General features: G+C 74.9%; 22 protein-coding genes and 1 pseudogene. 16 read left to right on the top strand and 7 right to left on the bottom strand.

Annotation, left to right across the window (positions count from 1 at the left end):
* Window positions 1-130 precede the first annotated feature (130 nt).
* Complete coding sequence (locus ACIA8F_RS31870; RefSeq protein WP_399384016.1) at window positions 131-730, top strand: GNAT family N-acetyltransferase; 600 nt, start codon at window positions 131-133, stop codon at window positions 728-730.
* Window positions 731-734: 4 nt separating this feature from the next.
* On the top strand, window positions 735-1,634 hold the full coding sequence (locus ACIA8F_RS31865; protein WP_399384014.1) for an arginase family protein: 900 nt from the start codon (window positions 735-737) through the stop codon (window positions 1,632-1,634).
* Between the two features lie 124 nt (window positions 1,635-1,758).
* Here ACIA8F_RS31865 and ACIA8F_RS31860 read toward each other — a convergent pair whose 3' ends face one another.
* A complete protein-coding gene (locus ACIA8F_RS31860) occupies window positions 1,759-2,310 on the bottom strand; it encodes a DinB family protein (RefSeq protein WP_399384012.1) in 552 nt (183 codons plus the stop codon).
* A gap of 113 nt (window positions 2,311-2,423) precedes the next feature.
* On the opposite strand from ACIA8F_RS31860, the gene ACIA8F_RS31855 reads away from it, so the two are divergent.
* From ACIA8F_RS31855 to ACIA8F_RS31830, 6 genes and pseudogenes are all read left to right on the top strand, one after another.
* Window positions 2,424-4,394: a DUF5107 domain-containing protein gene (locus ACIA8F_RS31855; protein WP_399384011.1), complete on the top strand. Its 1,971-nt coding sequence runs from the start codon at window positions 2,424-2,426 to the stop codon at window positions 4,392-4,394.
* A gap of 125 nt (window positions 4,395-4,519) precedes the next feature.
* Window positions 4,520-5,764, top strand: a complete 1,245-nt coding sequence (locus ACIA8F_RS31850; RefSeq protein ID WP_399384009.1) for a sensor histidine kinase — start codon at window positions 4,520-4,522, stop codon at window positions 5,762-5,764.
* Window positions 5,761-6,435: a response regulator gene (locus tag ACIA8F_RS31845; protein WP_399384008.1), complete on the top strand. Its 675-nt coding sequence runs from the start codon at window positions 5,761-5,763 to the stop codon at window positions 6,433-6,435. Before ACIA8F_RS31850 ends, ACIA8F_RS31845 begins: the two co-directional genes overlap by 4 nt.
* A 233-nt stretch (window positions 6,436-6,668) precedes the next feature.
* Window positions 6,669-6,959 (top strand): SHOCT domain-containing protein, encoded by a 291-nt coding sequence (locus ACIA8F_RS31840; RefSeq protein ID WP_399384006.1) that lies wholly within the window; start codon window positions 6,669-6,671, stop codon window positions 6,957-6,959.
* Window positions 6,956-7,825: an ABC transporter ATP-binding protein gene (locus ACIA8F_RS31835; protein ID WP_399384004.1), complete on the top strand. Its 870-nt coding sequence runs from the start codon at window positions 6,956-6,958 to the stop codon at window positions 7,823-7,825. The genes ACIA8F_RS31840 and ACIA8F_RS31835 overlap by 4 nt, the downstream gene beginning before the upstream one ends.
* Window positions 7,822-10,398 (top strand): annotated as a pseudogene (locus ACIA8F_RS31830) (ABC transporter permease). Before ACIA8F_RS31835 ends, ACIA8F_RS31830 begins: the two are co-directional and overlap by 4 nt.
* A 75-nt stretch (window positions 10,399-10,473) precedes the next feature.
* Here ACIA8F_RS31830 and ACIA8F_RS31825 read toward each other — a convergent pair.
* From ACIA8F_RS31825 to ACIA8F_RS31815, 3 genes are all read right to left on the bottom strand, one after another.
* Window positions 10,474-10,983: a dihydrofolate reductase gene (locus ACIA8F_RS31825; protein ID WP_399384027.1), complete on the bottom strand. Its 510-nt coding sequence runs from the start codon at window positions 10,981-10,983 to the stop codon at window positions 10,474-10,476.
* 80 nt (window positions 10,984-11,063) lie between these two features.
* Window positions 11,064-11,861, bottom strand: coding sequence for a thymidylate synthase (locus ACIA8F_RS31820; protein ID WP_399384002.1), 798 nt, complete (start codon window positions 11,859-11,861; stop codon window positions 11,064-11,066).
* A gap of 77 nt (window positions 11,862-11,938) precedes the next feature.
* Window positions 11,939-12,385, bottom strand: a complete 447-nt coding sequence (locus ACIA8F_RS31815) for a nuclear transport factor 2 family protein (protein WP_399384001.1) — start codon at window positions 12,383-12,385, stop codon at window positions 11,939-11,941.
* A gap of 115 nt (window positions 12,386-12,500) precedes the next feature.
* Between ACIA8F_RS31815 and ACIA8F_RS31810 the strand changes: the two genes are divergently transcribed.
* Window positions 12,501-13,070: a PadR family transcriptional regulator gene (locus ACIA8F_RS31810; RefSeq protein WP_399383999.1), complete on the top strand. Its 570-nt coding sequence runs from the start codon at window positions 12,501-12,503 to the stop codon at window positions 13,068-13,070.
* On the top strand, window positions 13,057-13,854 hold the full coding sequence (locus ACIA8F_RS31805; RefSeq protein ID WP_399383997.1) for an SGNH/GDSL hydrolase family protein: 798 nt from the start codon (window positions 13,057-13,059) through the stop codon (window positions 13,852-13,854). Before ACIA8F_RS31810 ends, ACIA8F_RS31805 begins: the two co-directional genes overlap by 14 nt.
* A gap of 108 nt (window positions 13,855-13,962) precedes the next feature.
* On the opposite strand, the gene ACIA8F_RS31800 is transcribed toward ACIA8F_RS31805, so the two are convergent.
* Window positions 13,963-14,790 carry a class I SAM-dependent methyltransferase gene (locus ACIA8F_RS31800; RefSeq protein WP_399383995.1) on the bottom strand — a complete coding sequence of 276 codons (828 nt, stop codon included), beginning with the start codon at window positions 14,788-14,790 and terminating at the stop codon, window positions 13,963-13,965.
* A gap of 193 nt (window positions 14,791-14,983) precedes the next feature.
* On the opposite strand from ACIA8F_RS31800, the gene ACIA8F_RS31795 reads away from it, so the two are divergent.
* The 3 genes from ACIA8F_RS31795 (at window position 14,984) to ACIA8F_RS31785 (ending at window position 18,155) form a co-directional block, all read left to right on the top strand.
* Window positions 14,984-15,556: a TIGR03086 family metal-binding protein gene (locus tag ACIA8F_RS31795; protein WP_399383994.1), complete on the top strand. Its 573-nt coding sequence runs from the start codon at window positions 14,984-14,986 to the stop codon at window positions 15,554-15,556.
* 149 nt (window positions 15,557-15,705) lie between these two features.
* Window positions 15,706-17,013, top strand: coding sequence for an aminotransferase class I/II-fold pyridoxal phosphate-dependent enzyme (locus tag ACIA8F_RS31790; protein ID WP_399384026.1), 1,308 nt, complete (start codon window positions 15,706-15,708; stop codon window positions 17,011-17,013).
* A 47-nt stretch (window positions 17,014-17,060) separates the two neighbouring features.
* Window positions 17,061-18,155, top strand: a complete 1,095-nt coding sequence (locus tag ACIA8F_RS31785; RefSeq protein WP_399383992.1) for an MBL fold metallo-hydrolase — start codon at window positions 17,061-17,063, stop codon at window positions 18,153-18,155.
* A gap of 506 nt (window positions 18,156-18,661) precedes the next feature.
* Here the strand turns inward: ACIA8F_RS31785 and ACIA8F_RS31780 are convergent.
* Together ACIA8F_RS31780 and ACIA8F_RS31775 are read right to left on the bottom strand one after the other, a co-directional pair.
* Complete coding sequence (locus tag ACIA8F_RS31780) at window positions 18,662-19,288, bottom strand: DedA family protein (RefSeq protein ID WP_399384024.1); 627 nt, start codon at window positions 19,286-19,288, stop codon at window positions 18,662-18,664.
* 5 nt (window positions 19,289-19,293) lie between these two features.
* The gene (locus ACIA8F_RS31775; protein ID WP_399383990.1) at window positions 19,294-20,079 is read right to left on the bottom strand and encodes an MBL fold metallo-hydrolase; all 786 of its coding nucleotides are present in this window, start codon (window positions 20,077-20,079) and stop codon (window positions 19,294-19,296) included.
* A gap of 158 nt (window positions 20,080-20,237) precedes the next feature.
* Here ACIA8F_RS31775 and ACIA8F_RS31770 point away from each other — a divergent pair, with 158 nt between their 5' ends.
* The 3 genes from ACIA8F_RS31770 (at window position 20,238) to ACIA8F_RS31760 (ending at window position 23,484) form a co-directional block, all read left to right on the top strand.
* The gene (locus ACIA8F_RS31770) at window positions 20,238-20,642 is read left to right on the top strand and encodes a hypothetical protein (RefSeq protein ID WP_399383988.1); all 405 of its coding nucleotides are present in this window, start codon (window positions 20,238-20,240) and stop codon (window positions 20,640-20,642) included.
* 247 nt (window positions 20,643-20,889) lie between these two features.
* Window positions 20,890-22,980, top strand: a complete 2,091-nt coding sequence (locus ACIA8F_RS31765; RefSeq protein WP_399383986.1) for an alkaline phosphatase family protein — start codon at window positions 20,890-20,892, stop codon at window positions 22,978-22,980.
* A 54-nt stretch (window positions 22,981-23,034) separates the two neighbouring features.
* A complete protein-coding gene (locus ACIA8F_RS31760; RefSeq protein ID WP_399383984.1) occupies window positions 23,035-23,484 on the top strand; it encodes an SRPBCC family protein in 450 nt (149 codons plus the stop codon).
* Window positions 23,485-23,593 lie beyond the last annotated feature (109 nt).

Below are 23,593 nucleotides of genomic sequence, written 5' to 3'. Positions count from 1 at the left end.
CCGCGCCTCGCCGCGTTGTCGTCACTCGCCGACGCTCCGCGTCGACTCCCTCCTCCGCCTTGCGATCCACGGCACCAGACCCCGCTCCCTGACCCAGCCTGATCGACAAGACACCCCCTAGCCTGGGGCGATGTCATATTTCCCGTACCTGGTGGAGAGCGGGCGGATCGGGTTGCGGCCCTACCGGCCCGCCGACGCGGCCGAGTTCACCGCCCGGACGCGTGAGAGCCGGGAGCTCCACCACCCCTGGCTGTCGCCGCCCGCGACCGCGGAGGCCTACGGGGCGTACGCCGCCCCCCTGATCGCCGGCGCCACCGGGGGCGCGGCCGGGGCGGCCGCCGCGGGCCGGACCGGATTCCTCGTGTGCGAGCGGGAGTCGGGGGCGATCGCCGGCTTCGTGAACGTCAACAACATCGTCCTCGGCGCCTTCCGCTGCGGCGCGCTCGGGTACGGGGCCTTCGCGCACGTGGCGGGCCGGGGACTCATGCGGGAGGCCCTCGCCCTGGCCATCGGCCACTCCTTCGCGGCGGACGGCCTCGGACTGCACCGGCTGGAGGCCAACATCCAGCCGGGAAACACCCCCTCGATCGCCCTCGTCCGGGGACTCGGCTTCCGCCTGGAGGGGCTGTCGCCGGACTTCCTGCACGTCGACGGAGCCTGGCGGGATCACGAACGCTGGGCGCTCACGGCCGAAATGCCGTGTCCCGGGGCCCCGCATCGCACAGGATGATTCCATGCGAACCCTCGTGCTCCTCGACGCGCCGTCCAACCTAGGGCTCCGGCCCCCGGCCCCGGGTGCCGTTCCCGGCGTCTACAAACTGGCCGGGGCCCTGCGCGAACAAGGCCTGCTGGCCCGCCTCGGTGCGCGCGAGGGCGGGGTCGTCGTCCCGCCTCGCTACGACCGGGGCGACTGGAAGGAGGGGGACGGGGTGTTCCACGCCGGGCCCCTCGCCGCCTACACCGTCGCCCTCGCCGACCGGATCGAGGACCACCTGCGCTCGGGTGAGTTCCCCGTCGTGCTCGGCGGCGACTGCTCCATCCAGCTCGGCGCCTCCCTGGCCATGCGGCGCATCGGGCGGTACGGCATCGCCGCGATCGACGGCTCCGCCGACTTCCGCCATCCCGGCAACGAGGCCGTCAACGGGCCCGTCGGTGCCGCCGGCGGCGAGGAGCTGGCGCTCGCCACCGGCCGCGGCCAGGCGGACCTCACGGACCTGGAGGGCCTCGGGCCCTACGTCCGCGACGAGGACGTCCGGCTCTTCGGGCTGCGCGACGGGGACCCGGACCTCCCCGAGCTGCGCGCCGCCGGGATCTTCGCCGCCACGGTGTCGGCGATCCGGGACCGCGGCGCCGGGCCGGTGGCCCGTACCGCCCTCACGGGACTGCAGCCCCCGGCCACCGCCGGATTCTGGGTCCACCTGGACGCCGACGTACTGGACCCGTCCGTGATGCCGGCCGTCGACAGCCCGGACCCCGGCGGCCTGATCCCCGACGAACTCGCCGAACTGCTCGGCGTGCTGATCAGCTCCCCGCGCTGCGTCGGACTCAACGTCACCATCTACGACCCGGACCTGGACCCGGAGGGGCGGGCGGGCGCGCTGCTCGCGGACCTGGTGGCGGGGGCGTTCGCGTAGGCCGTCGCCCCGTCCGGATCGCCCGGATCGCGCCGGGCCGCGGGGCCGCAGGGCTCCCGGGCCGTGGGGCCGCAGGGCTCCCGGGCCGTGGGGCCGCAGGGCTCCCGGGCCGTGGGCCGGCGCCTCAGACGCCGATCGAGCCGTCGATCCGCTCGCGCAGCAGGTCGGCGTGGCCGTTGTGCCGCGCGTACTCCTCGATCATGTGGATCAGCACCCAGCGCAGCGAGACCTCGCCCCGCCAGGCGTCCTCCCCGGACACGTCCAGGTCCGGCGCCCGCTCCGTGAACGCCTGCGCGAACTCCACCTCCGCACGCCATGCCTCCCAGGCTTCCCCGATCACCCCGGGCGCGGACGTCGCGCCGTCGAAGTCCCCGTCGGGGGCGGCCGCGGACCAGAACCGGAGCGGAGCCTCCTGCCCGTCCAGCACCTGGCGGAACCAGCGGCGCTCCACGTCCGCGAGGTGGCGGACCAGGCCCAGCAGGGACAGCGTGGACGGTTCCACCGACCGCTCGGCCAACTCCGGCCCCAGATCGGCGCACTTGAGCCGGAGCGTGGCCCGCTGGGCCCCCAGCACGTCGACCAGCATCCGCCGCTCGTCGCCCGTCGTCGGTCCCGTGAACCGGCTTTCCGACTCTTCCCCGTCGAAGAGCCGGCCCCTCCTGATCACATCGCTCATGCCCTCCATGATCGGACACCGGCCCGGGCGGCAGAAGGCTTTGCGTAATCCTGACCGGTGGTGATCCGCCGAATCCCTGTGCACCGGCCGCCGCGGCGTGTTCCATTTCCCTCATGGCCACCACCGTCCGCCGCTCCGTACTGACCCTTCCCGCAGCCCCGTTGGGTCCCGAGAACCCACTGCCCGCCCTCCGTGAGACCAGCGGGGTGCACACCCTGGACGAGCGCTCGCGCGAGGGTCTGCCGCGCGACATGGCACGCCAGATCGGGTACGAACCACTGCGCTCGCTGCTCCCCGTACGGATCCGGGACGGTTATCGACGCCTGCGCACCGAGAGCGAGTTCGAGACGATCGTCATCGAGAACGCACACCTGCGCGCCACCGTCCTGCCCGGCCTCGGCGGCCGGATCCACTCGCTCGTCCACCTCCCCACCGGACGCGAACTGCTCTACCGCAACCCGGTGTTCCAGCCCGCGAACTTCGCGCTGAACGGCGCCTGGTTCTCCGGCGGCATCGAGTGGAACCTCGGCGCCACCGGCCACACCACGCTCTCCTGCGCCCCGTTGCACGCCGCGCTCGTCCCGGCGCCCGACGGGGGAGTCATGGTGCGGCTCTGGGAATGGGAGCGGCTGCGCGACCTGCCCTTCCAGGTGGACCTGTGGCTGCCCGAGGACTCCGAGTTCCTCTACGTCGGCGTCCGCGTGCGCAACCCGCACGAGCGGCCCGCACCCGTCTACTGGTGGTCCAACATCGCCGTCCCCGAGGACGCCGGCACCCGTGTCCTGGCCCCGGCCGACGAGGCCTGGCACTTCGGGTACGAACGCTCCCTGCGGCGCATCCCGGTCCCCGGCTGGGAGGGCGCGGACCGCACGTACCCGCTGCGCAGCACGTACCCCGCCGACTTCTTCTACGAGGTCGAAGCCGGGACCCGGCCCTGGATCGCCTCCCTCGACTCCGACGGGCGCGGACTCGTCCAGACCTCGACGGCCCGGCTGCGCGGCCGCAAGCTCTTCGTCTGGGGCGCGGGCGAGGGCGGCCGGCGCTGGCAGGAGTGGCTGACCGAGCCCGGCACGGGCGGGTACGCGGAGATCCAGGCCGGGCTCGCCCGGACCCAGCTGGAGCACGTAAGGCTGGAGGCGGGCGCGGAGTTCAGCTGGCTGGAGGCCTACGGAGCCCTGTCCGCGGACCCCGCCGCCGTGCACGGGGACGACTGGGCGGCGGCCCGCGCCGCGGCGGGCACCGCGCTGGAGTCCGCACTGCCCGGGCCGGCCGTGGACGCGGCGTACGAGGCGTGGCGCGGGTGCGCCGACACCGAACCGGGGGAGCGGCTGGCGGCCGGCTCCGGCTGGGGCGCGCTGGAGGTGCTGCGCGGGGGCCACGAACTGCCCGGCACCCCCTTCCCCGAGGACACCCTCGGTGAGGACCAGGCCCCCTGGCTGGAGCTGTGGCGCACCGGGGTCTTCCCCGCCCCGCGCCGGGTGACTCCGCCCGGCCCGAGCCTGGTCGCCCCGCACTGGCGGGACATGCTGGAGACGGCCCCGGCGGACCCGCTGACCGAGTACCACCTCGGGGTAGCCCAGTGGCACGCCGGAGACATCGCCCAGGCCGTACGCAGCTGGGAGCGCGGGCTGGCGCTGGCCCCCTCGCGGTGGCCGCTGCTGAGGTGCCTGGCGGTCGCCGACGACCTGGCCGGGGACCCAGCCCGGGCCGCCCGCTGGTACGCCGAGGCCTTCGAGGACCTGGCCGAGGAGAGCCGGGGCGGCGCGGGCTGGCTGGCGGCCGAATCCGCGCTGGGCCGGGAGGCGCTGGCCTCCCTGCTGGCCGCGGGACTGCTGCCGCAGGCCCGCGCGGTGTGGGACCGGCTGCGCCCCGCCCTGCGCGAGGAGGGCCGCTTCCGCCTGTCGGCGGCCCGGCTGCTCGCGGCGGAGGGCCATGTGGGCGCGGCCCGCCGCGTCTTCGAGGAGGGCTTCGAACTGCCCGACCTCCGCGAGGGCGAGGAGACCCTCTCCGAGGTCTGGGCCACCCTCACGGACCGCCCGCTCCCGGCCGCGTACAACTTCCGGATGCGCCCGCCGGGGGACTAGGCCCTGCGCTGCTGCGTTCCTGTAGGTACCGCCGTGTACTACCCCGCGTACTACCAGGGGAGTACACCGGAAACGCTACGCCGGAGTGACGCAGGTCAGGCCGGGTACGGCCTAGCGTGGGTGGTATGGACGAGCAGCGTGGGCGCCCGGGGGGACCTCCGTGGCAGCGATGGGTGGAGCGGACCGGGCGGGGACCGGCCTGGCGCTCCTCGCTGCTCGTGGCCGTCTTCGCGCAGGCCGGCTCCGGGTGGGCCGCGCAGGAGCAGACCGGGCGGGTGGCGCTGGACGCCTTCGCCCGGCTCCTGCTGCTGCTCGGTCCGCTGCTGCTCGTGTGGCGGCACCGGTACCCGGTGGCCGTGGCCTACGGGGTCAGCGCCGTCACCCTGGTGTACATCGGCGCCGGGTTCCCGTACGGACCGGTGTTCCTCAGCCTGGCCCTCGCCTGCTTCGCCGCCGTCATCGCCGGGCACCGAAGAGCCGCCTGGGGAGCCGTCGGGCTGCTCTGGTCCGGCCACCTGCTCATCGGCCACTGGCTCTACCGGCTGCTCCCGCCCGCCGGGGACGGTCCGGCGCCCTGGGCGCAGGAACTGGGCATCACCGCCTGGGTGCTCGCCATCCTGGCGGTGTCCGAGCTGGTCCGCATACGCCGGGAGCAGTGGGCCCTCGCCCGGGCCGAGCGGGCGGCTGCCGAGAAGCGCCGGGTGAACGAGGAGCGGCTGCGCATCGCCCGCGAACTGCACGACGTCCTCGCCCACAGCATCTCGGTGATCAACGTGCAGGCGGGAGTGGGGCTGGCCCTGCTCGACTCCGATCCCGAGCAGGCCCGTTCGGCGCTGACCACCATCAAGGCGGCCAGCAAGGAGGCCCTGGGCGAGGTCCGGCAGGTCCTCGACACCCTGCGCACCCCCGGCGACGCACCGCGCGCGCCCGCCCCCGGGCTCGACCGGCTCCCCGAGCTCGCGGAGCAGGCGGCGGCGGCCGGGCTGAGCGTCGGCATCACCACGGAGGGGAACGCCCGGGCGCTGCCTCCCGGAGCGGACCTGGCCGCCTTCCGCATCCTCCAGGAGGCGCTGACCAACGTGGTGCGGCACTCCGTTTCGCGCACCGCCCGCGTACGGCTGTCCTGGCAGCCCCGGGTCCTGGAGCTGCACGTGGACGACGAGGGGCCGGCCACGGGCGGTCCGGCGGGCGGCAGCGGCAACGGGCTCGTGGGCATGCGCGAGCGGGCCGCGGCCCTCGGCGGCACCATCGAGGCCGGCCCGCGCCCCGGCGGCGGCTTCCGAGTGATCGCCAGACTCCCGCTGACGGCCGACCCGAGGGCCGACCCGACGGCCGACCCGACGCCTGCCCCGTCCCAGGAGGATCCGTGATCCGTGTGCTGCTCGCCGACGACCAGCTCCTCGTCCGCGCGGGGTTCCGGGCCCTGCTCGACGCGCAGCCGGACATCGAGGTGGCGGGAGAGGCCGCCGACGGCGACGAGGCCGTCCGCCTGGTCCGCGAGCTGCGTCCGGACGTGGTCCTCATGGACATCCGGATGCCGGTGTCCGACGGGCTCGCCGCCACCCGGCGGATCACCGGGGACGCGGCGCTGGCCGGGGTCAGGGTGGTCATGCTCACCACCTTCGAGCTCGACGAGTACGTCTTCGAGGCCCTGCGGTCCGGAGCCTCGGGCTTCCTGGTCAAGGACACCGAACCGGAGGAACTGCTGCGGGCCGTCCGCGCGGTGGTGGACGGCGACGCGCTGCTGTCCCCGGGCGTCACCCGCCGCCTGATCGAGGAGTTCGCCGCCCGCTCCAAACAGCCCGCCGCCGACGGCGCGGGCCTGGGCCTGGACCGGCTCACCGAGCGGGAGCGCGAGGTGATGGCGCTGGTGGGCCTCGGCCTGTCCAATGAGGAGATCGCCCGCCGCCTGGTCGTCAGCCCGCTCACCGCGAAGACCCACGTCAGCCGGACGATGGTGAAGCTAGGCGCCCGTGACCGCGCCCAACTGGTCGTACTGGCCTACGAGTCGGGGCTGGTCCGGCCCGGCTGGCTGGGCTGACTACGGCCCGGCCGCCTGCCTGCCCGCCCGCCTGCCCACCCGGCCGAGTCCAGCCCGCCCGCCTGCCCGCCCGGCCGCCTGCCTGCCCGGCCGAGCCCAGCCCGCCCGCCCCGCCCCCGTACTCCCCGGGCGGTACGCGCGGTGCAGCCGGCCGTACGACGACCCGGACCCCCTCCCGGAGCCAGTCTCGGAGTGTGACGCACACGCCCACACTTCCGAGGAGCTGAACCGAGATGAACACCCTCACCACCCTCGCGTACGACGGGCCCGGCCCGTGGATCCTGTTCTTCCCGCTGATCTGGGCGGCCGTGGTGATCGGCGTGATCACCGTGCTGCGCCGCACCGTCTGGCGCGGCCACCGGACACCGTGGCAGGCCCGCGGCGCCGCGTACGGCGAGCAGTCCCCGATCGCGGTCCTCGGCCGGCGCTTCGCCTCCGGCGAGATCGACGAGGACGAGTACTGGCGGCGGCTGTCCGTCCTGGACGAGCAGTTCGGCCGCCTTTCCCAGGGCGGCGCGGCATGAGCACCGCCACCACCGCACCGGGCGGCCGCGGCGCCGTCGCCGACGCCGTCGCCGCCCGGGTCGTCGATGCCGTGAAGGTCTACGGCCGCGGCGACACCGAGGTGCGGGCCCTGGACGGGGTGAGCGTCGGTTTCCCGGCCGGCCGCTTCACCGCGATCATGGGACCCTCCGGCTCCGGCAAGTCCACCCTGATGCACTGCGCCGCCGGCCTCGACACCCTCACCTCCGGAACCGCCTCCATCGGCGGTACGGAGCTCGGCGCACTCGACGACCGCAGGCTCACCCTGCTGCGCCGCGAGCGCGTCGGCTTCGTCTTCCAGGCCTTCAACCTGATTCCCACCCTCACCGTCGCCGAGAACATCACGCTCCCGCAGGACCTCGCGGGCAGCCGCGCGGACCGTGCCTGGCTCGACGGCCTCATCGACGTCGTCGGACTGCGCGACCGGCTGCTTCACCGGCCCGCGGAGCTCTCCGGCGGCCAGCAGCAGCGCGTCGCCGTGGCCCGCGCCCTCGCCGGCCGCCCCGACGTCGTCTTCGCCGACGAGCCCACCGGCAACCTCGACTCCCGCTCGGGCGAGGAGGTGCTCGGACTGCTGGGCCGGGCGGTGCGCGAGATGAACCGCACGGTCGTCATGGTCACCCACGACCCGGTGGCCGCCGCCTACGCCGACGAGGTCCTCTTCCTCGCCGACGGCCGGCTCGTCGACCGGATGGCCGATCCCACGGCGGACCGCGTCCTGGACCGGCTCAAGTCCTTCGACACCCGGCCACCGGCTGCGGCGGACCCGAGGAACCCGCGGAACCCGAGGAACCCGCGGAACCCGAGGAACCCGAGGGACCCGAGGAACCCGGGGGAGGGGTCATGAGCACCCACGGCGCCCGCACCGTGCTGCGGATCGGCACGGCCTCGCTGCGCGCGCACAAGCGGCGCTTCGCCGGGACCTTCTCGGCCGTGCTGCTCGGCGTCGCCTTCCTCGCGTCGACGCTCGTCATGGGCGACACGCTCCGCGCGAGCTTCGACGACATGTTCGCCGGCGCGGCGAGCGGAACCGACGCCGTGGTCCGCAGTTCCCGCGTGGTCACCGTCCCGGGCGGGGCCCAGGGCACCCGGCAGCCCGTGCCGACCGCGCTCGTGGAGGAGATCCGGCGGATCCCGGGCGTGGTCGCCGCCGCACCCGCCGTCCAGGGCGCGGGGCAGCTCGTCGGCTCCGACGGCGAACCGATCGGCGGCTAGGGGCCGCCCACGCTCGCCGAGAACTGGATCGCGGACCCCGAACTCAACCCGTACCGGCTCGCGGAGGGCCGGGCGCCGGAGCGCACCGGAGAGGTCGTCGTCAACCGGGCCACCGCGGCCAGGGGCGGACTGAGGATCGGCGACACGACCGTGCTGCGCACGCCCGACCCGGTCCCCGTGACGGTCGTCGGCCTCGCCACCTTCGGCGGCGCGGACGGCATGGCGCAGGTCACGTACACGGGGATGACCCAGGCGGACGCGGAGAAGTACCTGATGCCGGCGCCTGGCCAGGCGGCGTCCGTCCAGGTGCGCGCCGGTCCGGGAACCAGCCAGAGCGAACTGGTGGAGGCGCTCACCGCGGCGCTGCCGCAGGGCGTCGAGGCGATCACCGGCGAGGAATCGGCCCGGGAGAACACCGAGATGATCTCCGGCCGGTTCCTGGACCTCTTCACCACCCTGCTGCTCGTCTTCTCGGGCATCGCCCTGCTCGTGGCCACCTTCGGCATCCACAACACCTTCGCGATCGTCGTCGCCCAGCGCACCCGCGAGAACGCCCTGCTCCGGGCGCTCGGCGCCGCCCGGCGCCAGGTCGTCGGCGGCACCCTGGCCGAGGCCGCCGTCGTCGCGCTCGTGGCCTCGGCCGCCGGGCTGCTCGTCGGCGTCGGCTTCGCCGCGGGGCTCCAGGCGCTCTTCCCGGCCATCGGGTTCCCCTTCCCCGAAGGGAACTTGGTGATCGGCGGCTTGTCGATGGCGCTTCCCTTCGCGGTAGGGGTCGCGGTCTGCCTCGGCTCGGCCGTGCTGCCGGCCGTCCGGGCCGGGCGTACGGCGCCGCTGGCCGCGCTGCTCGACAGCGCGGTGGACCGTGCGGAGGCCTCCCGGTCCCGTACGGTCACCGGCGCGGTGCTCGCCGCGGCCGCCGCGGCCCTGCTCCTGACCGGGGTCCTCGCCGTACCGTCGCTGTGGCTGTCCGGGGCGGGCGCGGCGCTGGCGACCGCCTCGTTCGTCGTCCTGGGTCCGGTGGCGTCCTCGTCCGCCGTACGGATGCTCGGACGGCCGCTGGTGCGGCTGCGCGGGGTGACCGGAGCCCTCGCGGTGCGCAACGCCCGGCGCAGCCCCCGGCGGACGGCGTCCACGGCGACCGCGCTGATGATCGGTGTCGCCGTCGTCTCCCTGTTCACGGTCTTCGGGGCCTCCCTGAAGGCGACCATGAACACGGCCGTGTCGCGGTCCTTCGCCGGTGACGTGGCCATCAGCGCCCCGTCCTTCGGCGCGGGCGGCAGCGGACTGAGCCCGAAACTGGCACCGGCCGTCGCGGCGCTGCCCGAGGTGGCGGGCGCCGTGGGCCTGGGCAAGGGGGTCGCGGAGGTCGACGGCTCGGGCCGGGCGCTGACCGTCACCGATCCCGTCGCACTCGCGGCCGGCCTCGACCTGGGCGCGGTCTCGGGAAGCTTCGCCGGCCTGGGAACGGACGGCATCGCGGTGTCCGCGAAGGAGGCCTCGCGGCACGGCTGGCGGCCCGGCAGCACGGCCGAACTCGCCTTCGCCGACGGGCGGAAGCAGCCCTTCACGGTCCGCGCGGTGTACGAGCGGTCCGAGCTGGCCGGCGACTACGTCATCACGAGGGCGGCCTGGGCGCCGCACCGGGCGCAGGACACGGACTCGCTCGTGAGCGTCACCTTCAAGGACGGGGTGTCGGCCGCGGCCGGCGTGGCGGCGGTCGAGAAGACGGCCGCGCAGTACGGCGGCCCCGAGGTCCAGACGCGCGACGCGTACGCGCGCTCGTCGGCGGGAGGCATCGACATGATGCTCACGCTCGTCTACGCGCTGCTCGCCCTCGCCGTGCTGATCGCCCTGCTGGGCATCGCCAACACGCTGACCCTCGCCGTCCACGAGCGCACCCGCGAGCTGGGGCTGCTCCGGGCGGTCGGCCAGACCCGGGGACAGCTGCGGGCCATGGTCCGCTGGGAGTCGGTCCTGGTCGCCGCCTTCGGCACGGCCGGCGGTCTGGCGCTGGGCGGGCTCCTCGGCTGGGTCCTGGTGAAGGCCTCGGACGGGGCGGACGACAGCACGTTCACGTTCGCCATCCCGCCGCTGCAGCTCGGCTTCGTGGCCCTGGTGGGCCTGGCGGCGGGCGTCCTCGCGGGCTGGCGCCCGGCGCGGCGCGCTGCCCGGCTGGACATCCTGCGCGCGGTCGCCACCGACTAGGCCGACAGGCCCGGGCGGCCGGGACGCGGGCGGCCGGGACCCGGGCCGACGCGGCCCCGGCCGCCCGGCCGGGGCCTACCGGCTGTAGCTGCGGATGCGGTAGCGCAGGCCGGTCACCGAGGACTGCCAGCCGCCGTCCCCGGCGACGGTCCACGCCGGGTCCAGTTCCGGGGCGTGCGTGTCGCCGACCACCTGCGTGTCCACCTCGGTCACCGAGAGCATCACGGCACGGGCCAGCGCGGCACGGTAGACCTCGCCGCCGCCGATCACCCAGCACGCTGTGGTGGCGGGGGCCGCCGCGCCGGGCCGCGCCGCGGCCAGCTCCAGGGCCTCGTCGATGGACCCGGCCCGCTCCGCGCCCTCCGCGGTCCATGCGGGATCGCGCGTCACCACGATGTTGCGCCGCCCCGACAGCGGCCGGAACCGCGCCGGCAGCGAATCCCAGGTCTTGCGGCCCATCACCACCGGATGCCCGAGGGTGGTGGCCTTGAAGTGGGCCATGTCCTCGGGCAGCCGCCAGGGAATCCCGTTGTCCGCGCCGATCACGCCGTCGGAGCTCTGCGCCCAGATCAGCCCGACGCTCATGCCGGTGCCCGCGCCGTCGTCCACGCCGGTGCCCGCGCCGGTGTCCGTACCGGCGCCGACGCCGGGGTTCGTACCGAGGCTCATACCGCGACCGGCGCCTTGATGGCCGGGTGGTGCTCGTAGCCGGCCATCTTCACGTCGGCGTAGGCGTAGTCGAAGAGCGAGTCGGCCCGGTGCAGCTTCAGCTCGGGGAACGCGAACGGGGTCCGCGAGATCTGCTCGGTGACCTGCTCGACGTGGTTGTCGTAGATGTGGCAGTCGCCGCCGGTCCAGATGAAGTCGCCCGGCTCCAGTCCGGTCTGCTGGGCCACCATGTGGGTGAGCAGGGCGTAGCTGGCGATGTTGAAGGGCACGCCGAGGAACAGGTCCGCGCTGCGCTGGTACAGCTGGCAGGAGAGCTTGCCGTCGGCCACGTAGAACTGGAAGAAGGCGTGGCACGGTGCGAGCGCCATCTTGGACAGCTCGGAGACGTTCCAGGCGGAGACGATCATCCGGCGGGAGTCCGGGTCGCGCCGCAGCGTGTCGAGGACCTCGGTGATCTGGTCGATGTGCGCACCGTCCGGGGTGGGCCAGGAGCGCCACTGGGCGCCGTAGACCGGGCCGAGGTCGCCGTTCTCGTCGGCCCACTCGTCCCAGATCGTCACGCCGTGCTCCCGCAGCCAGCCGACGTTGGACTCGCCGCGCAGGAACCACAGCAGCTCGTACACGATCGACTTGAGGTGCACCTTCTTGGTGGTGACCAGGGGGAACCCCTGCGAGAGGTCGTAACGCAGTTGGTGCCCGAAGACACTCCGGGTGCCGGTGCCCGTCCGGTCGGCCTTCGCCGTCCCGGAGGTGAGCACCAGCTTCAACAGGTCTTCGTACTGGGTATCCGCCACGGGCACCGAGTCTACTGGGCCGTCCTGCGAGGTCCGGTCATGCGGTCACCCTGTCATGCGGTCGCCCGGTCACCCGGTCAGCTGGTCACCACGCCGTCGGTGAGCAGGCCCGCCAGGACCGCCTCGCCGACCGCCACGACCGCCGTCTGGGGGCGGATCATCACGGTGATCTCGTCGATCAGGCCCTCGGGCGTGAGGTGCAGCATGTCGATGCCGTGCACCTGGCGGTCGCTCACGGTGGTCCGGAACGGCAGTACGGTCGCCGGCCCCTCCGTCCCCTCCTCCCCGAACGGGACCCGGGCGGACTGGACGCCGCCGTCGAAGTGGCCGACGTAGTGGAATCCCTCGAACGTGCGCAGGAGGACGCGGAAGAGGGCCAGTACCGCCGGCTTGCCCTCGAACGGCTTCGACTTCACCGGGCTGTTGAGCCGTACGTCGTCGGTGAACAGCGCGTCCAGCGCGGCGAGGTCATGGCCGGCGACGGCGGCGCGGAAACGGTCGGCCGTGCTGGTGGCGGTACTCATGAGGACTCCTCGATAGTCACCGATGTGATTACTCACTTTCTTGACTATCATGGCGCGGGCGTCCTTGAGAAGACGCAGCCGCGCACAAGGTGGACGAACCCGAGGAGACCGGCCGATGGCTTTGCGTCACGCCGTACTGGCGGCACTGCTCGACGAGGAGCTGAGCGGCTACCAGCTGGCCAAGGCGTTCGGCACGGGCGTGGCCAACTTCTGGCACGCCCTGCCCCAGCAGCTCTACACCGAGCTGGCCAGGCTGGAGCGGGAAGGCTTCATCGCCGGCCGCGAGGTGGTCCAGGACACCCGGCCGAACAAGCGGCTGTTCCAGGTCACCGACGCCGGACTGGCCGAGCTGGAGCGCTTCACCGCCGCCGAGACCAAGGCCTGCGTCATCCGGGACGACCTGCTCGTGAAGGTCCAGGCGGCCGAGCACGTCGACACCGGGGCGCTCATCGCGCAGCTCGCGGAGCGGACCGCCTTCGCGACGGCCAAGGCCGAGCTGTTCGAGAAGCTGTTGCGCTCGATGCGCGGCGAGCGCACGGAGGAGGAGTTCCTGCGCCACGGCGCACGGATCGGCCCCTACCTCACCTGCCTGCGCGGCCTGGAGTTCGAGCGGGCCAACCGGGCCTGGTACGAGCGCACCACGATCATCCTGAACGAGAGGCGGGCATCCCGTGGAGAGCAGTGAGCAGCGGTGGCCGACCCGGTACGTGGCCCTCGGCGACAGCCAGAGCGAGGGCGTGGGCGACGGTGACGACCGCACCGGGCTGCGCGGGTGTGCGGACCGGCTCGCCGAGCTGATCGCGGTGCACGAGCCCGACGTGCTCTACGCCAACCTCGCCGTCCGGGGCCGCCTGGCGGCGGGGGTCCGCGAGGGGCAGCTCGGGCCGGCCCTCGCGCTCCGCCCCGACCTGGCCACCGTGGTCGCCGGGGTCAACGACGTGCTGCGGCCCCGGTTCGACGCCGACGAGGTCGCCGGGCACCTGGAGGCGATGTTCGCGGCGCTCACCGCGCAGGGCGCCCGCGTCGCCACCGTCACCTTCCCCGACCTCGCGAAGCTCGTCCCGCTCGCCAAGGGGGCTGCCCCGCGCGTCACCGCGCTGAACGAGCGGATACGGGTGGCCGCGGAGCGGCACGGGGTGGCCGTCGCCGACTTCGAACGCCACGAGACCGCCACCGACCCGCGGATGTGGAGCGCGGACCGGCTGCACGCCGCGCCCTCCGGCCACGCGATGATCGCCGCCGGTGTCGCACACGCCCTGGGTCTGCCCGGCAGCGACGAGGCGTGGACCCGTCCGCTGCCCGGCCCGCCGCCCGCCGCCCCGGCGGGCCTGCGGGGCGTCGCCGGGGAGCTGCGGTGGGCCGTGGGCTTCGCCGGGCCCTGGATCGGGCGCCGCCTGCGCGGGCGCTCCTCCGGGGACGGCCGCACGGCCAAGCGGCCCGAACTGCTCCCCGTACGCCTGGCCGCCTGAACCGGGGCCGCCGGCTGGTGGCCGCGCCCCGGATCGGGCGGATCAGGATCGGGCGGACTCGGATCGGTCGGATCCGGACCGGTCGGATCCTGGTCGGGTGGACCCTCGTCAGGCGCGGCAGATGATCTCGCCGTTCGGCACCGAGAACCAGGCGTCCGGGTCCGCGCCCCAGGTGTGCCAGGCCTCGGCGACCGCCGACAGCTCGGCCCGCGTCGCGTGGCCGCCGCCGGTCGCGATCCCGGCATAGGCCGAGGCCGTCGTACGGTCCGCCCACAGTGCGGACCACCACGCGGCCTCCTCGTCGGTCGCGTAGCACCACGAGGTCGCCGTACAGGTCACGTCCGTGAAGCCCGCCGCCCGCGCCCAGGCGCGCAGGCGGCGTCCCGCGTCCGGCTCGCCGCCGTTGGCGCGCGCCACCCGCCGGTACAGGTCCAGCCACTGGTCCAGCCCCGGCGTCGCGGGGTACCAGGTCATCGCCGCATAGTCCGCGTCCCGCGCCGCGACGATCCCGCCCGGCCGGCACACCCGGCGCATCTCGCGCAGCGCCTGCACCGGATCGCCCACGTGCTGCAGCACCTGATGGGCGTGGACCACGTCGAAGGAGTCGTCCGGGAAGTCCAGCGCGTGGACGTCGGCCGTGGCGAACTCGATCCCGGTCAGGCCCCGTTCCTTCGCGTACGCGGCGGCCTGGTCCACCACGTCCCGCGCCGCGTCCACCGCCGTGACCCGGCCCCCGGGCCCCACCAGCTCCGCCAGGTCCGCCGTGATCGTGCCCGGGCCGCAGCCCACGTCCAGGACGGCCATCCCGGGACGCAGTGCGTCGATCAGGTAGGCGGCGGAGTTCTGCGCGGTGCGCCAGCGGTGCGAGCGCAGCACCGACTCGTGGTGTCCGTGGGTGTAGACCGCGGTCTCGTGCGCGGGCTCAGCGGCGTTCATGGACCTGGCTCCTTCGTCGTCGAAAGTGCTGTCGAGGCGTTGGCTTCACCGTAAAGGATCAGTTCGCCATCTGAGATATATGTTTTGACATGTGGACACCACCCTTGCACGCCAAGGGGACTGGTCGAGTGGGTGGCAGGAGGGTCCGGTGGCGAGGACAGTGAAGCCGGGGGAACCAAGGACGGTGAGATCCATGCCGGACCCGGTGCTCGAGCGGCACGCCGAGGCGCTGCGGCTCTTCGGGCAGTACGTCCACGCGGTCTCGGACGCGCAGTGGGACGCGCCGACGCCCTGTGGCGAATGGAGCGTGCGCGACCTGGTCAACCACGTCACCGCCGAACAGCTCTGGATACCGCCGCTGGTCACCGACGGCCGCACCGTCGAGGACATCGGCAGCACCTTCAACGGCGACGTCCTCGGTACGGACCCGGCCGCCGCCTGGGACGAGGCCTCGGCCGCCGCGCACACCGCCTTCCAGGTCCCCGGGGCGCTGGAGCGCACCGTCCGGCTCTCGTACGGGCCCGCGCTCGGATCGGCGTACTGCGCGGAGCTGACCGCCGACTGCGTGGTCCACGCCTGGGACCTCGCGCGCGGCACCGGCGCCGACGACCGGCTGCCGGACGGCCTCGTCGAGTTCTCCCTCAAGGAGGTCATGCCCTACGCCGCCGGACTGGCCGCGAGCGGCATGTACGACGCTCCGCTGGAGGTGCCGGCCGGGGCGGACGCCCAGACCCGGCTGCTCGCGCTGCTGGGCCGGAGCGGCTGAGGCGTGCCGGAGTACCGGCGGTCCGGCGGTCCGGAGTCCTGGCGGTCCGGCCCCTCGGTATCCACAACGGGCGACTCCGGACGAATAACCGTATAAAGGCAGGGTCGGGAGCGCGGGTACGGCAGGAGAGGTGGCGCGCGGTGTCGGGGATCCAGCGCACGACGGCCGAGGGCCGGGGCCCGGTCCGCTACGGTCCGCCCGCACCCCAGCCCGGCCTGCCCGTCCTGCCCGAGCTCACGGCCGTGCTCGCCGCGGCCGCCTGGCGTTCGGCCCCCGAGCCGACCGGCGGGGGAGTGCCCGTACGGGCCGCCGCGGCCCGGCACTGGGGGCGGCGCGGGCTTCCCACCGACCCCGACCACGTGGCCGCCGGACCCGGCGCCCCCGCCCTGCTGCTGGCGCTGCTCGGCGCGTACGGGGGCGACGTCATGCTGCCCCGGCCCTGTCCCGCCTGGTGGACACCACAGGTCCGGCTGCTGGGACGGCGGGCCTACCACGTGCCGACCCCGGCCGAATGCGGTGGTGTACCCGATCCGTACGCCCTGCTGGAGACCGTGCGCCGGGTGCGTGCCGAGGGCGGCGACCCGCGGGTGCTGCTGCTGTCCGTCGCCGACGACCCGACCGCCACCGTGCCGCCGCCCGAGCTGCTCCGGGAGGCCTGCGAGGCCGCCGAGTCCGCCGGGCTGTTCGTCGTCAGCGACGAGACCTGGCGCGACACCGTCCACCGGCCCGTCCCCGGACGCTCCGGCGGGCTCGGTGGTCCCGGGGGGCTCGGGGGGCTCGGCGAGGGCACGCCCGGCGGGCCGGCGGGCTCCCACGAACGGCTCGTCGTGCTCAGCCCCGCCGAGATGCTGCCGGACGACACCGCGGTGCTCCTGGACCTCTCCGGCGCCCTGCTCCCGGCCGGCTGGCCCGCCGCCGTCATCCGGTTCCCCGGCACCCCGCGCGGCACCTGGCTGCGGGCCCGGACCCTGGACGTGCTCACCGCCACCGGCGGGTTCGTCGCGGGCCCCGTCGCCGGGGCGGCCGCACACGCCCTCGACGAGCCCGCCGCCGTCACGGGACGCGCCGCCGCGGCCGCCGCCCTGCACGGCACCGTGGCCCGGGCCGCACACCGGGAACTGCTGGCCGCCGGGGTACTGGCCCGCCCCCCGCAGGCCGGCCGCCACCTCTACGCCGATCTGACGCCGCTGCGCGCCGGACTCGCCCGCCAGGGAGTCGCCGACGCGATGGAACTGGAGGACTGGCTGGGCGGACGGCTCGGCGCGCCCACGCCCGGCGGGCAGCGCTTCGCGGACGAGCCCGTCGCCCCGCGGGTCCGGCTGTCGACCGGCCCGCTCCTCGGCGCCACCCCCGAGGAACGGCTCGCGGCGCTCACCGCGACCGACCCCCTCGGCCTGCCCCACGTACGGGACTCCCTGGCCCGGCTCCGGTCGGTGCTGGCCGGGCTGTCCGGCTGAGGCCCGCGCCGAAACCCCGACTGCCGCCGGTGAACGGAGACATCTCGATGAGGGACCAGACGGACGCCCCCTCGGCTTCCCTGGCCGGGGCCGGCCCGGACGTCCCCCCGGCGGCGCCCCGGGCAGGTGCCGGTCCCGATGCCGGTCCCGGTGTCGCCGGCCGGCCCGCGCGGCCGCGGCCGCTGGGCGAACACCGGCTGTGGCCGCGCTCGTTCGCGGACCGGCTGACCACCCCGCTGCCGGGACTCCGCGCGTTCGCCCGGCTCGCCCGCGAGGGCGCCTTCCGGCCCGGCCCGGAGGGGCTGCGCGGCATCCCCGACCTGCCGTACGCGCCCGCCCCGCTGCCCTCCGTGGCCACCGGGGCGGTGTCCGCCACCTGGGCCGGACACGCCAGCTGGGTGCTGCGCATCGGCGGGCTCACCGTACTGACCGACCCCGTCTGGTCCCGGCGGATCCTCGGCACCCCGGCCCGGATGACCCCCGTCGGAGTGCGCTGGGAGGAACTCCCGCCGGTCGACGCCGTGGTGATCAGCCACAACCACTACGACCACCTCGACGCACCCACCCTCAAACGCCTCCCGCGCACGACGCCGCTCTTCGTCCCGGCGGGCCTCGCGCGCTGGTGCCGGCGGCGGGGCTTCACCCGGGTCACCGAGCTCGACTGGTGGGAGTCGGCCGAACTGGGCGGCGTACGGTTCGAGTTCGTGCCCGCGCACCACTGGTCGAAGCGGTCGCTGACGGACGCGTGCCGGACGTTGTGGGGCGGTTGGATGCTCAGCGTCGGGGAGGGCCGGGGCGGCGACGCCGCGAAGAAGGTCTACTTCGCGGGCGACACGGGCTACGGACACTGGTTCGGCGAGATCGGGCGGCGCCACCCCGGCATCGACCTCGCACTGCTCCCGATCGGGGCGTACGCCCCGCGGTGGTGGCTGCGGGACGTCCACGCGGACCCGGAGGAGGCCGTGCGGGCCTGTCTGGACCTGGGGGCGCGGCGGATGGCGCCCATGCACTGGGGCACCTTCGTGCTGTCCGCCGAGCCGGTGATGGAGCCGGTGCAGCGGGTACGTGCCGCGTGGGCCCGTACCGGGCTGCCCCAGGAGCACCTCTGGGACCTCCCGATCGGGGCGTCCCGAACCTTCTAGCCGCAGCCGTCCCCGGCCCACACCGCTACGCGGTCCGAAGTCCCCCCTGCGACGGCTCGCCGCTGCGCGGGGCGAAGCCCCCGGCAGCACCGATCCCCGCTGCGCGGGCCGATGTCCCGCAGCACCCCTTGCCGCTGCGCGGGCCGAAGTCCCCACGGCGACCGTTTGCCGCTGCGCGGGGCGGAGTTCCCCTACCCGCCCTTCGCCCGTTCCCCGGGGCTGTGCCCCGGACCCCCTGGGGCTCCGCCCCAGACCCCGCTCCTCAAACGCCGGAGGGGCTGGATTTGGCTGGGCTCAGCCCGCACGTGGAGGCCGGACGGGCTGGATGTGACCGGCCTCGGCCCGCACGTGAATGCCGGACGCCTGCCAAAATCCAGCCCCTCCGGCGTTTGAGGAGCGGGGGTCCGGGGGCTGGCCCCCGGGAACGGTGCCGCACAGGCAATCGGTTCCGGGACCGGCCAGTTCGGTGGCGCCGCACAGGCCTTTGGGCTCCGGGGCCGGTCAGGTCAGCCGTGTCCGGGGCGGATTCGGCGCCAGAGGGACGGGGTCGTGCTGATGAGGAGGGTGAGGGCCACCGCGAGGGCCACGCCCTTCCAGGGTTCCGCGAAGAGGGAGCCGCCGACGATGCCGATCAGGCCGTAGGTCGCCGCCCAGGCCAGGCAGGCGGGGCCGTCGCCGCGGGCGAACCGGCGCAGGGGCAGTTCCGCGAGCAGGCAGGCCAGCATCACCGGGATGCGGCCGCCCGGGAGGAGGCGGGAGACGATCAGGACCAGGACGCCGTTCTCGTCCAGCTTGCGCTGCGCCTGGGCAAGGCGTTCCGGGGTCGCCCGCCGGCGCAGGGCCTCCAGCCGGCGCGAGCCGTTGCGGGAGCGGACCCCGCGTCGGCCCAGCCAGTACAGGGCCATGTCACCGGCGAAGGCGGCCAGCGAGGACACCCCGAACACCAGCAGCAGCCCGAAGGGCAGGGAGTCCTGGTGGAACGCCACCACCGCCGCCGTGCTGACCAGCGCGCCCGTCGGAATCACCGGTACCAGCGCGCCCAGCGCCACCAGGACGAAGAGGGTCGGATAGCCGATCGCCTGCTGGGTGGATTCCGGCGGGACCTGCGCGGCCGACTCCGCGAACAGCCACAGCCCCCTCACGGCAGCCGCACCCGTTCGCCGTGCGCGGGCAGCCGGACCGTCACCTTCGGCGCCTCCTTGCGCGCGCAGCGTGCGAACTCCTCGCCCGGCGCGTGGAACTCGTGCGGCCGCACCGCGTCCATCCCGATGGGCCAGTACGTGCCCCAGTGCACCGGTACCGCGGCCGCCGGCGCCAGCAGGGCCAGGGCCCGCGCGGCACCCGCCGCGTCCAGGTGCCCGGGGCCCAGGTTGGGCCCCCAGCCGCCGACCGGCAGCAGGGCCACGTCCACCGGTCCGACCTCGTCGGCCATCGAGTCGAACAGGCCGGTGTCCCCGGCGAAGTAGGTCCGCGAGGAGCCATCGATCACGTACCCGAGCGCGGGCGCGACCCGCGGTCCGAACGGCAGCCGCCGCCCGTCGTGCCGTGCGCTGACCGCCCGGACCCGTACGCCGCCGCCCCGTACGCCGTCCCCGACGGTCACCGTGTCGCCCGGCGACAGCTCCGTGACCACCAGCCCCCGCACCCCGGCCGTCCGGGCCAGCCCCGGCACCGCGCCCGGCGCCCCGCGGGGCACCAGCAGCCGGGTGCCGCGCGCGAGGCGCGCCAGCGAGGGCAGGTGCAGGTGGTCGGCGTGCAGGTGCGAGACGAGCACCGCGTCGGCGACCGCCGCCTCCGGCGGGGGCACCGCCCCACGCCGGCGCCGCAGGTGCGCCAGGCGGCGGGCGAAGAGCGGGTCCGTGAGCAGCCGGACACCGGAATCCTCGACCGTGCACGTGGCATGGCCCCACCAAGTGATCTCCACCGGCCCCTGATCCCCTCCCTCGTCCCGCTTGCCACCGGGTCCCGTCCGAGCCTAAAGGCTGCCCGCCGCAGCCGCTCGGAACCGGGGTGCCGCAGCGGCGGAACCGGTCCTTCACGCCCCCTCCTCCCGGGCGGCGGATCGGAGTAGGGTCGGGCGGCATGGATGAGCTGCGCGTGGCCGCGATCGCCAGCCTGGCCCCGCTGGAGGATCTGGACACGGATCCCTTCGCCGTCGACACCCGGAGCCAGCACGCCATGTGCGCCCGTTGGGCGGCGGAGCGGGGGTACGTCGTGACCCGCCAGCTGTTCGTCTACGGGCTGCGCGCCGACCACTGCGGTCTGTGGAACGACATCGACGCCGGCCGCGTCGACCTGTTCGTCACCGCGAACCACCGGGTGCTGACGCGCGCGCTGCGCTCCGTGGGGGAGTTCACCGCCGAATGTGCCCGGCGCGGCGTACGGCTGGAAACAGCCGGTCTCGAAGAACCGCACTACACCTCGGCGATGAAGGCCGAGGTGCACCGCCGGCTCTCCATGCCGACCGCCGGATACGACGGCACGTAGGCCCGGTCCCGGGCGGAACCGCCGGCCCTGGCGTGGGCGGAACCGCTCGACCCCGGTCCGGGGCGAAATCGCTCGCCCCGGCGCGGGCGGAACCGTTTGCCCCGGCGCGAGCGAGCGGCCGCCCCCTCCGCACGCACGTCCGCCGCCCGTGTCATCCGGCCCGGCGGGCGCCGTTGTGCGAGCCTGGACACCGTGGGACGGGGGCTCGTCGGCGCGGTGCGGGCCACGGTGGTGAGGTGGGTCGGGCGTGTTGCGAGGCCGGTGGCGGAGTACGGGCGGCGCCCTGGTGCGGGTGGTCGTCGTCTGGGCGGTGTCCACCCTCACGATGCTCGCCCTGGCCGGAATCCTCCCCGACTTCAGGCTCCAGGCGGGCGCGGGCGGCGACCGCGACAGCATCACGCAGATAGGTCTGACGGCAGCCATCGGCGCCGGTGCGTTCGGTCTGCTGAGCGCGCTGGTGTGGCCGGTTCTCGTACGCGCCCTGCTGCTCGTGCCGGCCCTGGTGCTCGGGCTGCTCGTCTTCTTCCTCAACGGCTCGCTGCTGCTGCTGGCGCTCAGCCTGATCCCGGCCGGCCGCGGCGAGGCGGACCCCGAGACGGCGGTGGTGGTCGCCGCCGTGATGTCCGCCGTCGCCTCCGCGACCTCCACGGCCCTCGCCGTACGCGACGACGAGGCCTACCGGCGCCGGCTCTACCGGCTCGCCGACCGCCGCCGGCGCCGCCAGCACCGCGAGGGGATGCCCGGGGCCGACGAACGCGCCCCCGCCCTGGTGTTCCTGCAGCTGGACGGGGTCGGGTACGAGGTGCTGCGGCGCGCGGCCGGCAGCGGCCTGATGCCCACGGTGGCCGACTGGCTCGACCGCAGCCACCGCGTCGGCTCCTGGCACACCGACTGGTCCAGCCAGACCGGAGCGAGCCAGCTCGGGATCCTGCACGGCTCCAACTTCGACGTCCCGGCCTTCCGCTGGTACGAGAAGGAGACCGGCGAGGTGGTCGTCTGCAACCGGCCCACCAGCGCCGCCGAGCTCCAGCGGCGGGCCGTCGAACGCACCGGGGACGGCGGCCTGCTCACCCTCGACGGGGCCAGTCGCGGCAACCTCTTCAGCGGCGGCGCCGGCCAACTGGCGCTCGTCCTGTCCGTCTCGGCCCGGCGCGGCCCGCACAACCGGTCCCGCGCGGGGTACTTCGCGTACTTCTCCGACCCGGCCAACGCGGTCCGCACGGCGCTCTCCTTCGTCGCCGAGGTGGCCCGCGAGATCACCCAGTCGGTCCGCGGACGCCTGCGCGGGGAGCGGCCACGGGTCGGGCGCGGCGGGCTGTACCCGCTGATCCGCGCCTTCGCGACGGTGGTGGAGCGCGACGTCGTGGTCGCCGCCGTGATCGGCGACATGCTGGCCGGCCGCGCCGCCGTCTACGCCGACCTGGTCGGCTACGACGAGGTCGCCCACCACTCGGGCCCGCGCTCCCGGGACACCGAGCAGGTGCTCGCCCGGCTCGACCGCAGCCTGGCGCTCCTCGCCCGGGTCGCCGAGCACGCCCCCCGGGAGTACCGGATCGTGCTGCTCTCCGACCACGGCCAGAGCCCGGGGGAGACCTTCCTGGGCCGGTACGGGCTCACCCTGAAGGACCTGGTCCGCGCGGGCTGCGGGCTCCCGGTGTCCAGGAAGGCCGGCCGCACGCACAGCGGGGCCGAGGCGCGGGCCGCCGTACGGGCGGCCCTGCACCGGCCCGTGGAGGAGACGGACGACGAGGCCCGACCCGGGGCGGGCCCCGACCCGGTGGTCCTGGCCTCGGGCAACCTCGGCCTGATCTCCTTCCCCGACCTGCCCGGACGGGCGTCCAGGGAACGGATCGAGCGCGCCCACCCGGCGCTGCTCTCCACCCTGGCCAACCACCCCGGCGTCGGGTTCCTGCTCGTCGACGGGACCGTCCTGGCGGCCGGCGGGGCCGAGGCCCGGCTGGACGAGCCGGGCGCGGCGGAGGCCCTGCTGGCCCCCTTCGGCCCGGGCGCGGCGCGGGCGGTCCGGCGGACCGACACCTTCCCGCACGTGGCCGACGTGATGGTGAACTCGGCCTACGACCCGCAGACCGGCGCGGTGCACGCCTTCGAGGAGCAGATCGGCTCGCACGGCGGCCTGGGCGGGGAGCAGGGCCACCCGTTCCTGATGTGGCCGGTGGAGCTCTCCGATCCGGTGGACCGGCCCGGCGGAGAGCTGGTGGGTGCGGAGGCCGTCCACCGGGTCCTGCGCCGCTGGCTGACCGAGGCGGACGGGCCCCAGATCCCGGTCTCCCCGGACCTCTCGGTGACCCCGGGCACGGACCCGGCGCCCGCACCGTAGGCCCCGGGCGTACGGTGGGAACAGAGTCCACCAGGGGGGCTCCGAGGGGTCGCCATGTCCGCGATCAGCAAGAGCATCGACATAGACCGCACGCCCGAGGACGTCTACGCGTACATCACGGACCCCACGCACCTGCCGGAGTGGCAGGACCGGGCCGTCACCGCGGTGCCGATGGGCGACCTGCCCGTCCATGTGGGTTCCAGGGTCCTGGTCGGCCGCCGGGTCGGCCGGCGCACGATCCCCGCGACCATGGAGGTCCTGGCCATGGACCCGCCGAGGAGCTGGCACTTCCGCGGAGTCCGGGGGCCGGTCCGCCCCGATGTGCGGGGCCGCATCGAACCCCTCGACGACGGCGCCCGCTCGCGCGTGACCCTCGCCGTCGACTTCGAGGGCCGCGGCCTGGGCAGGGCGCTCGTCCCGCTCGCGGTCAAGCCCATGGTCCGCAAGGAGATGCCCCGCAGCGAGGAGAAGCTCAAGCACCTGCTGGAACACTCCGAGGCCTGAGGGCTGGGCAGACCCCGGGAAAAACCGGGTGCTCCGGGACATGCCGTGCGCCCACACTGGGCTCACCCGCGCACCAGCGCACCGCGTTTCCCGGACCCCAAGGACATTC

Origin of the sequence: Streptomyces sp. NPDC051563 (genome assembly GCF_044454225.1) — a bacterium.
Classification (GTDB): domain Bacteria; phylum Actinomycetota; class Actinomycetes; order Streptomycetales; family Streptomycetaceae; genus Streptomyces.
This window is presented reverse-complemented; position numbering and strand designations above follow the sequence as displayed.

Coding starts and splice junctions, on each gene's coding strand:
- ACIA8F_RS31870 (WP_399384016.1), top strand. CDS start 131: ATGTCATATTTCCCGTACCTGGTGGAGAGCGGGCGGATCGGGTTGCGG.
- ACIA8F_RS31865 (WP_399384014.1), top strand. CDS start 735: ATGCGAACCCTCGTGCTCCTCGACGCGCCGTCCAACCTAGGGCTCCGG.
- ACIA8F_RS31860 (WP_399384012.1), bottom strand. CDS start 2,310: ATGAGCGATGTGATCAGGAGGGGCCGGCTCTTCGACGGGGAAGAGTCG.
- ACIA8F_RS31855 (WP_399384011.1), top strand. CDS start 2,424: ATGGCCACCACCGTCCGCCGCTCCGTACTGACCCTTCCCGCAGCCCCG.
- ACIA8F_RS31850 (WP_399384009.1), top strand. CDS start 4,520: ATGGACGAGCAGCGTGGGCGCCCGGGGGGACCTCCGTGGCAGCGATGG.
- ACIA8F_RS31840 (WP_399384006.1), top strand. CDS start 6,669: ATGAACACCCTCACCACCCTCGCGTACGACGGGCCCGGCCCGTGGATC.
- ACIA8F_RS31835 (WP_399384004.1), top strand. CDS start 6,956: ATGAGCACCGCCACCACCGCACCGGGCGGCCGCGGCGCCGTCGCCGAC.
- ACIA8F_RS31825 (WP_399384027.1), bottom strand. CDS start 10,983: ATGAGCGTCGGGCTGATCTGGGCGCAGAGCTCCGACGGCGTGATCGGC.
- ACIA8F_RS31815 (WP_399384001.1), bottom strand. CDS start 12,385: ATGAGTACCGCCACCAGCACGGCCGACCGTTTCCGCGCCGCCGTCGCC.
- ACIA8F_RS31810 (WP_399383999.1), top strand. CDS start 12,501: ATGGCTTTGCGTCACGCCGTACTGGCGGCACTGCTCGACGAGGAGCTG.
- ACIA8F_RS31800 (WP_399383995.1), bottom strand. CDS start 14,790: ATGAACGCCGCTGAGCCCGCGCACGAGACCGCGGTCTACACCCACGGA.
- ACIA8F_RS31795 (WP_399383994.1), top strand. CDS start 14,984: ATGCCGGACCCGGTGCTCGAGCGGCACGCCGAGGCGCTGCGGCTCTTC.
- ACIA8F_RS31785 (WP_399383992.1), top strand. CDS start 17,061: ATGAGGGACCAGACGGACGCCCCCTCGGCTTCCCTGGCCGGGGCCGGC.
- ACIA8F_RS31770 (WP_399383988.1), top strand. CDS start 20,238: ATGGATGAGCTGCGCGTGGCCGCGATCGCCAGCCTGGCCCCGCTGGAG.
- ACIA8F_RS31760 (WP_399383984.1), top strand. CDS start 23,035: ATGTCCGCGATCAGCAAGAGCATCGACATAGACCGCACGCCCGAGGAC.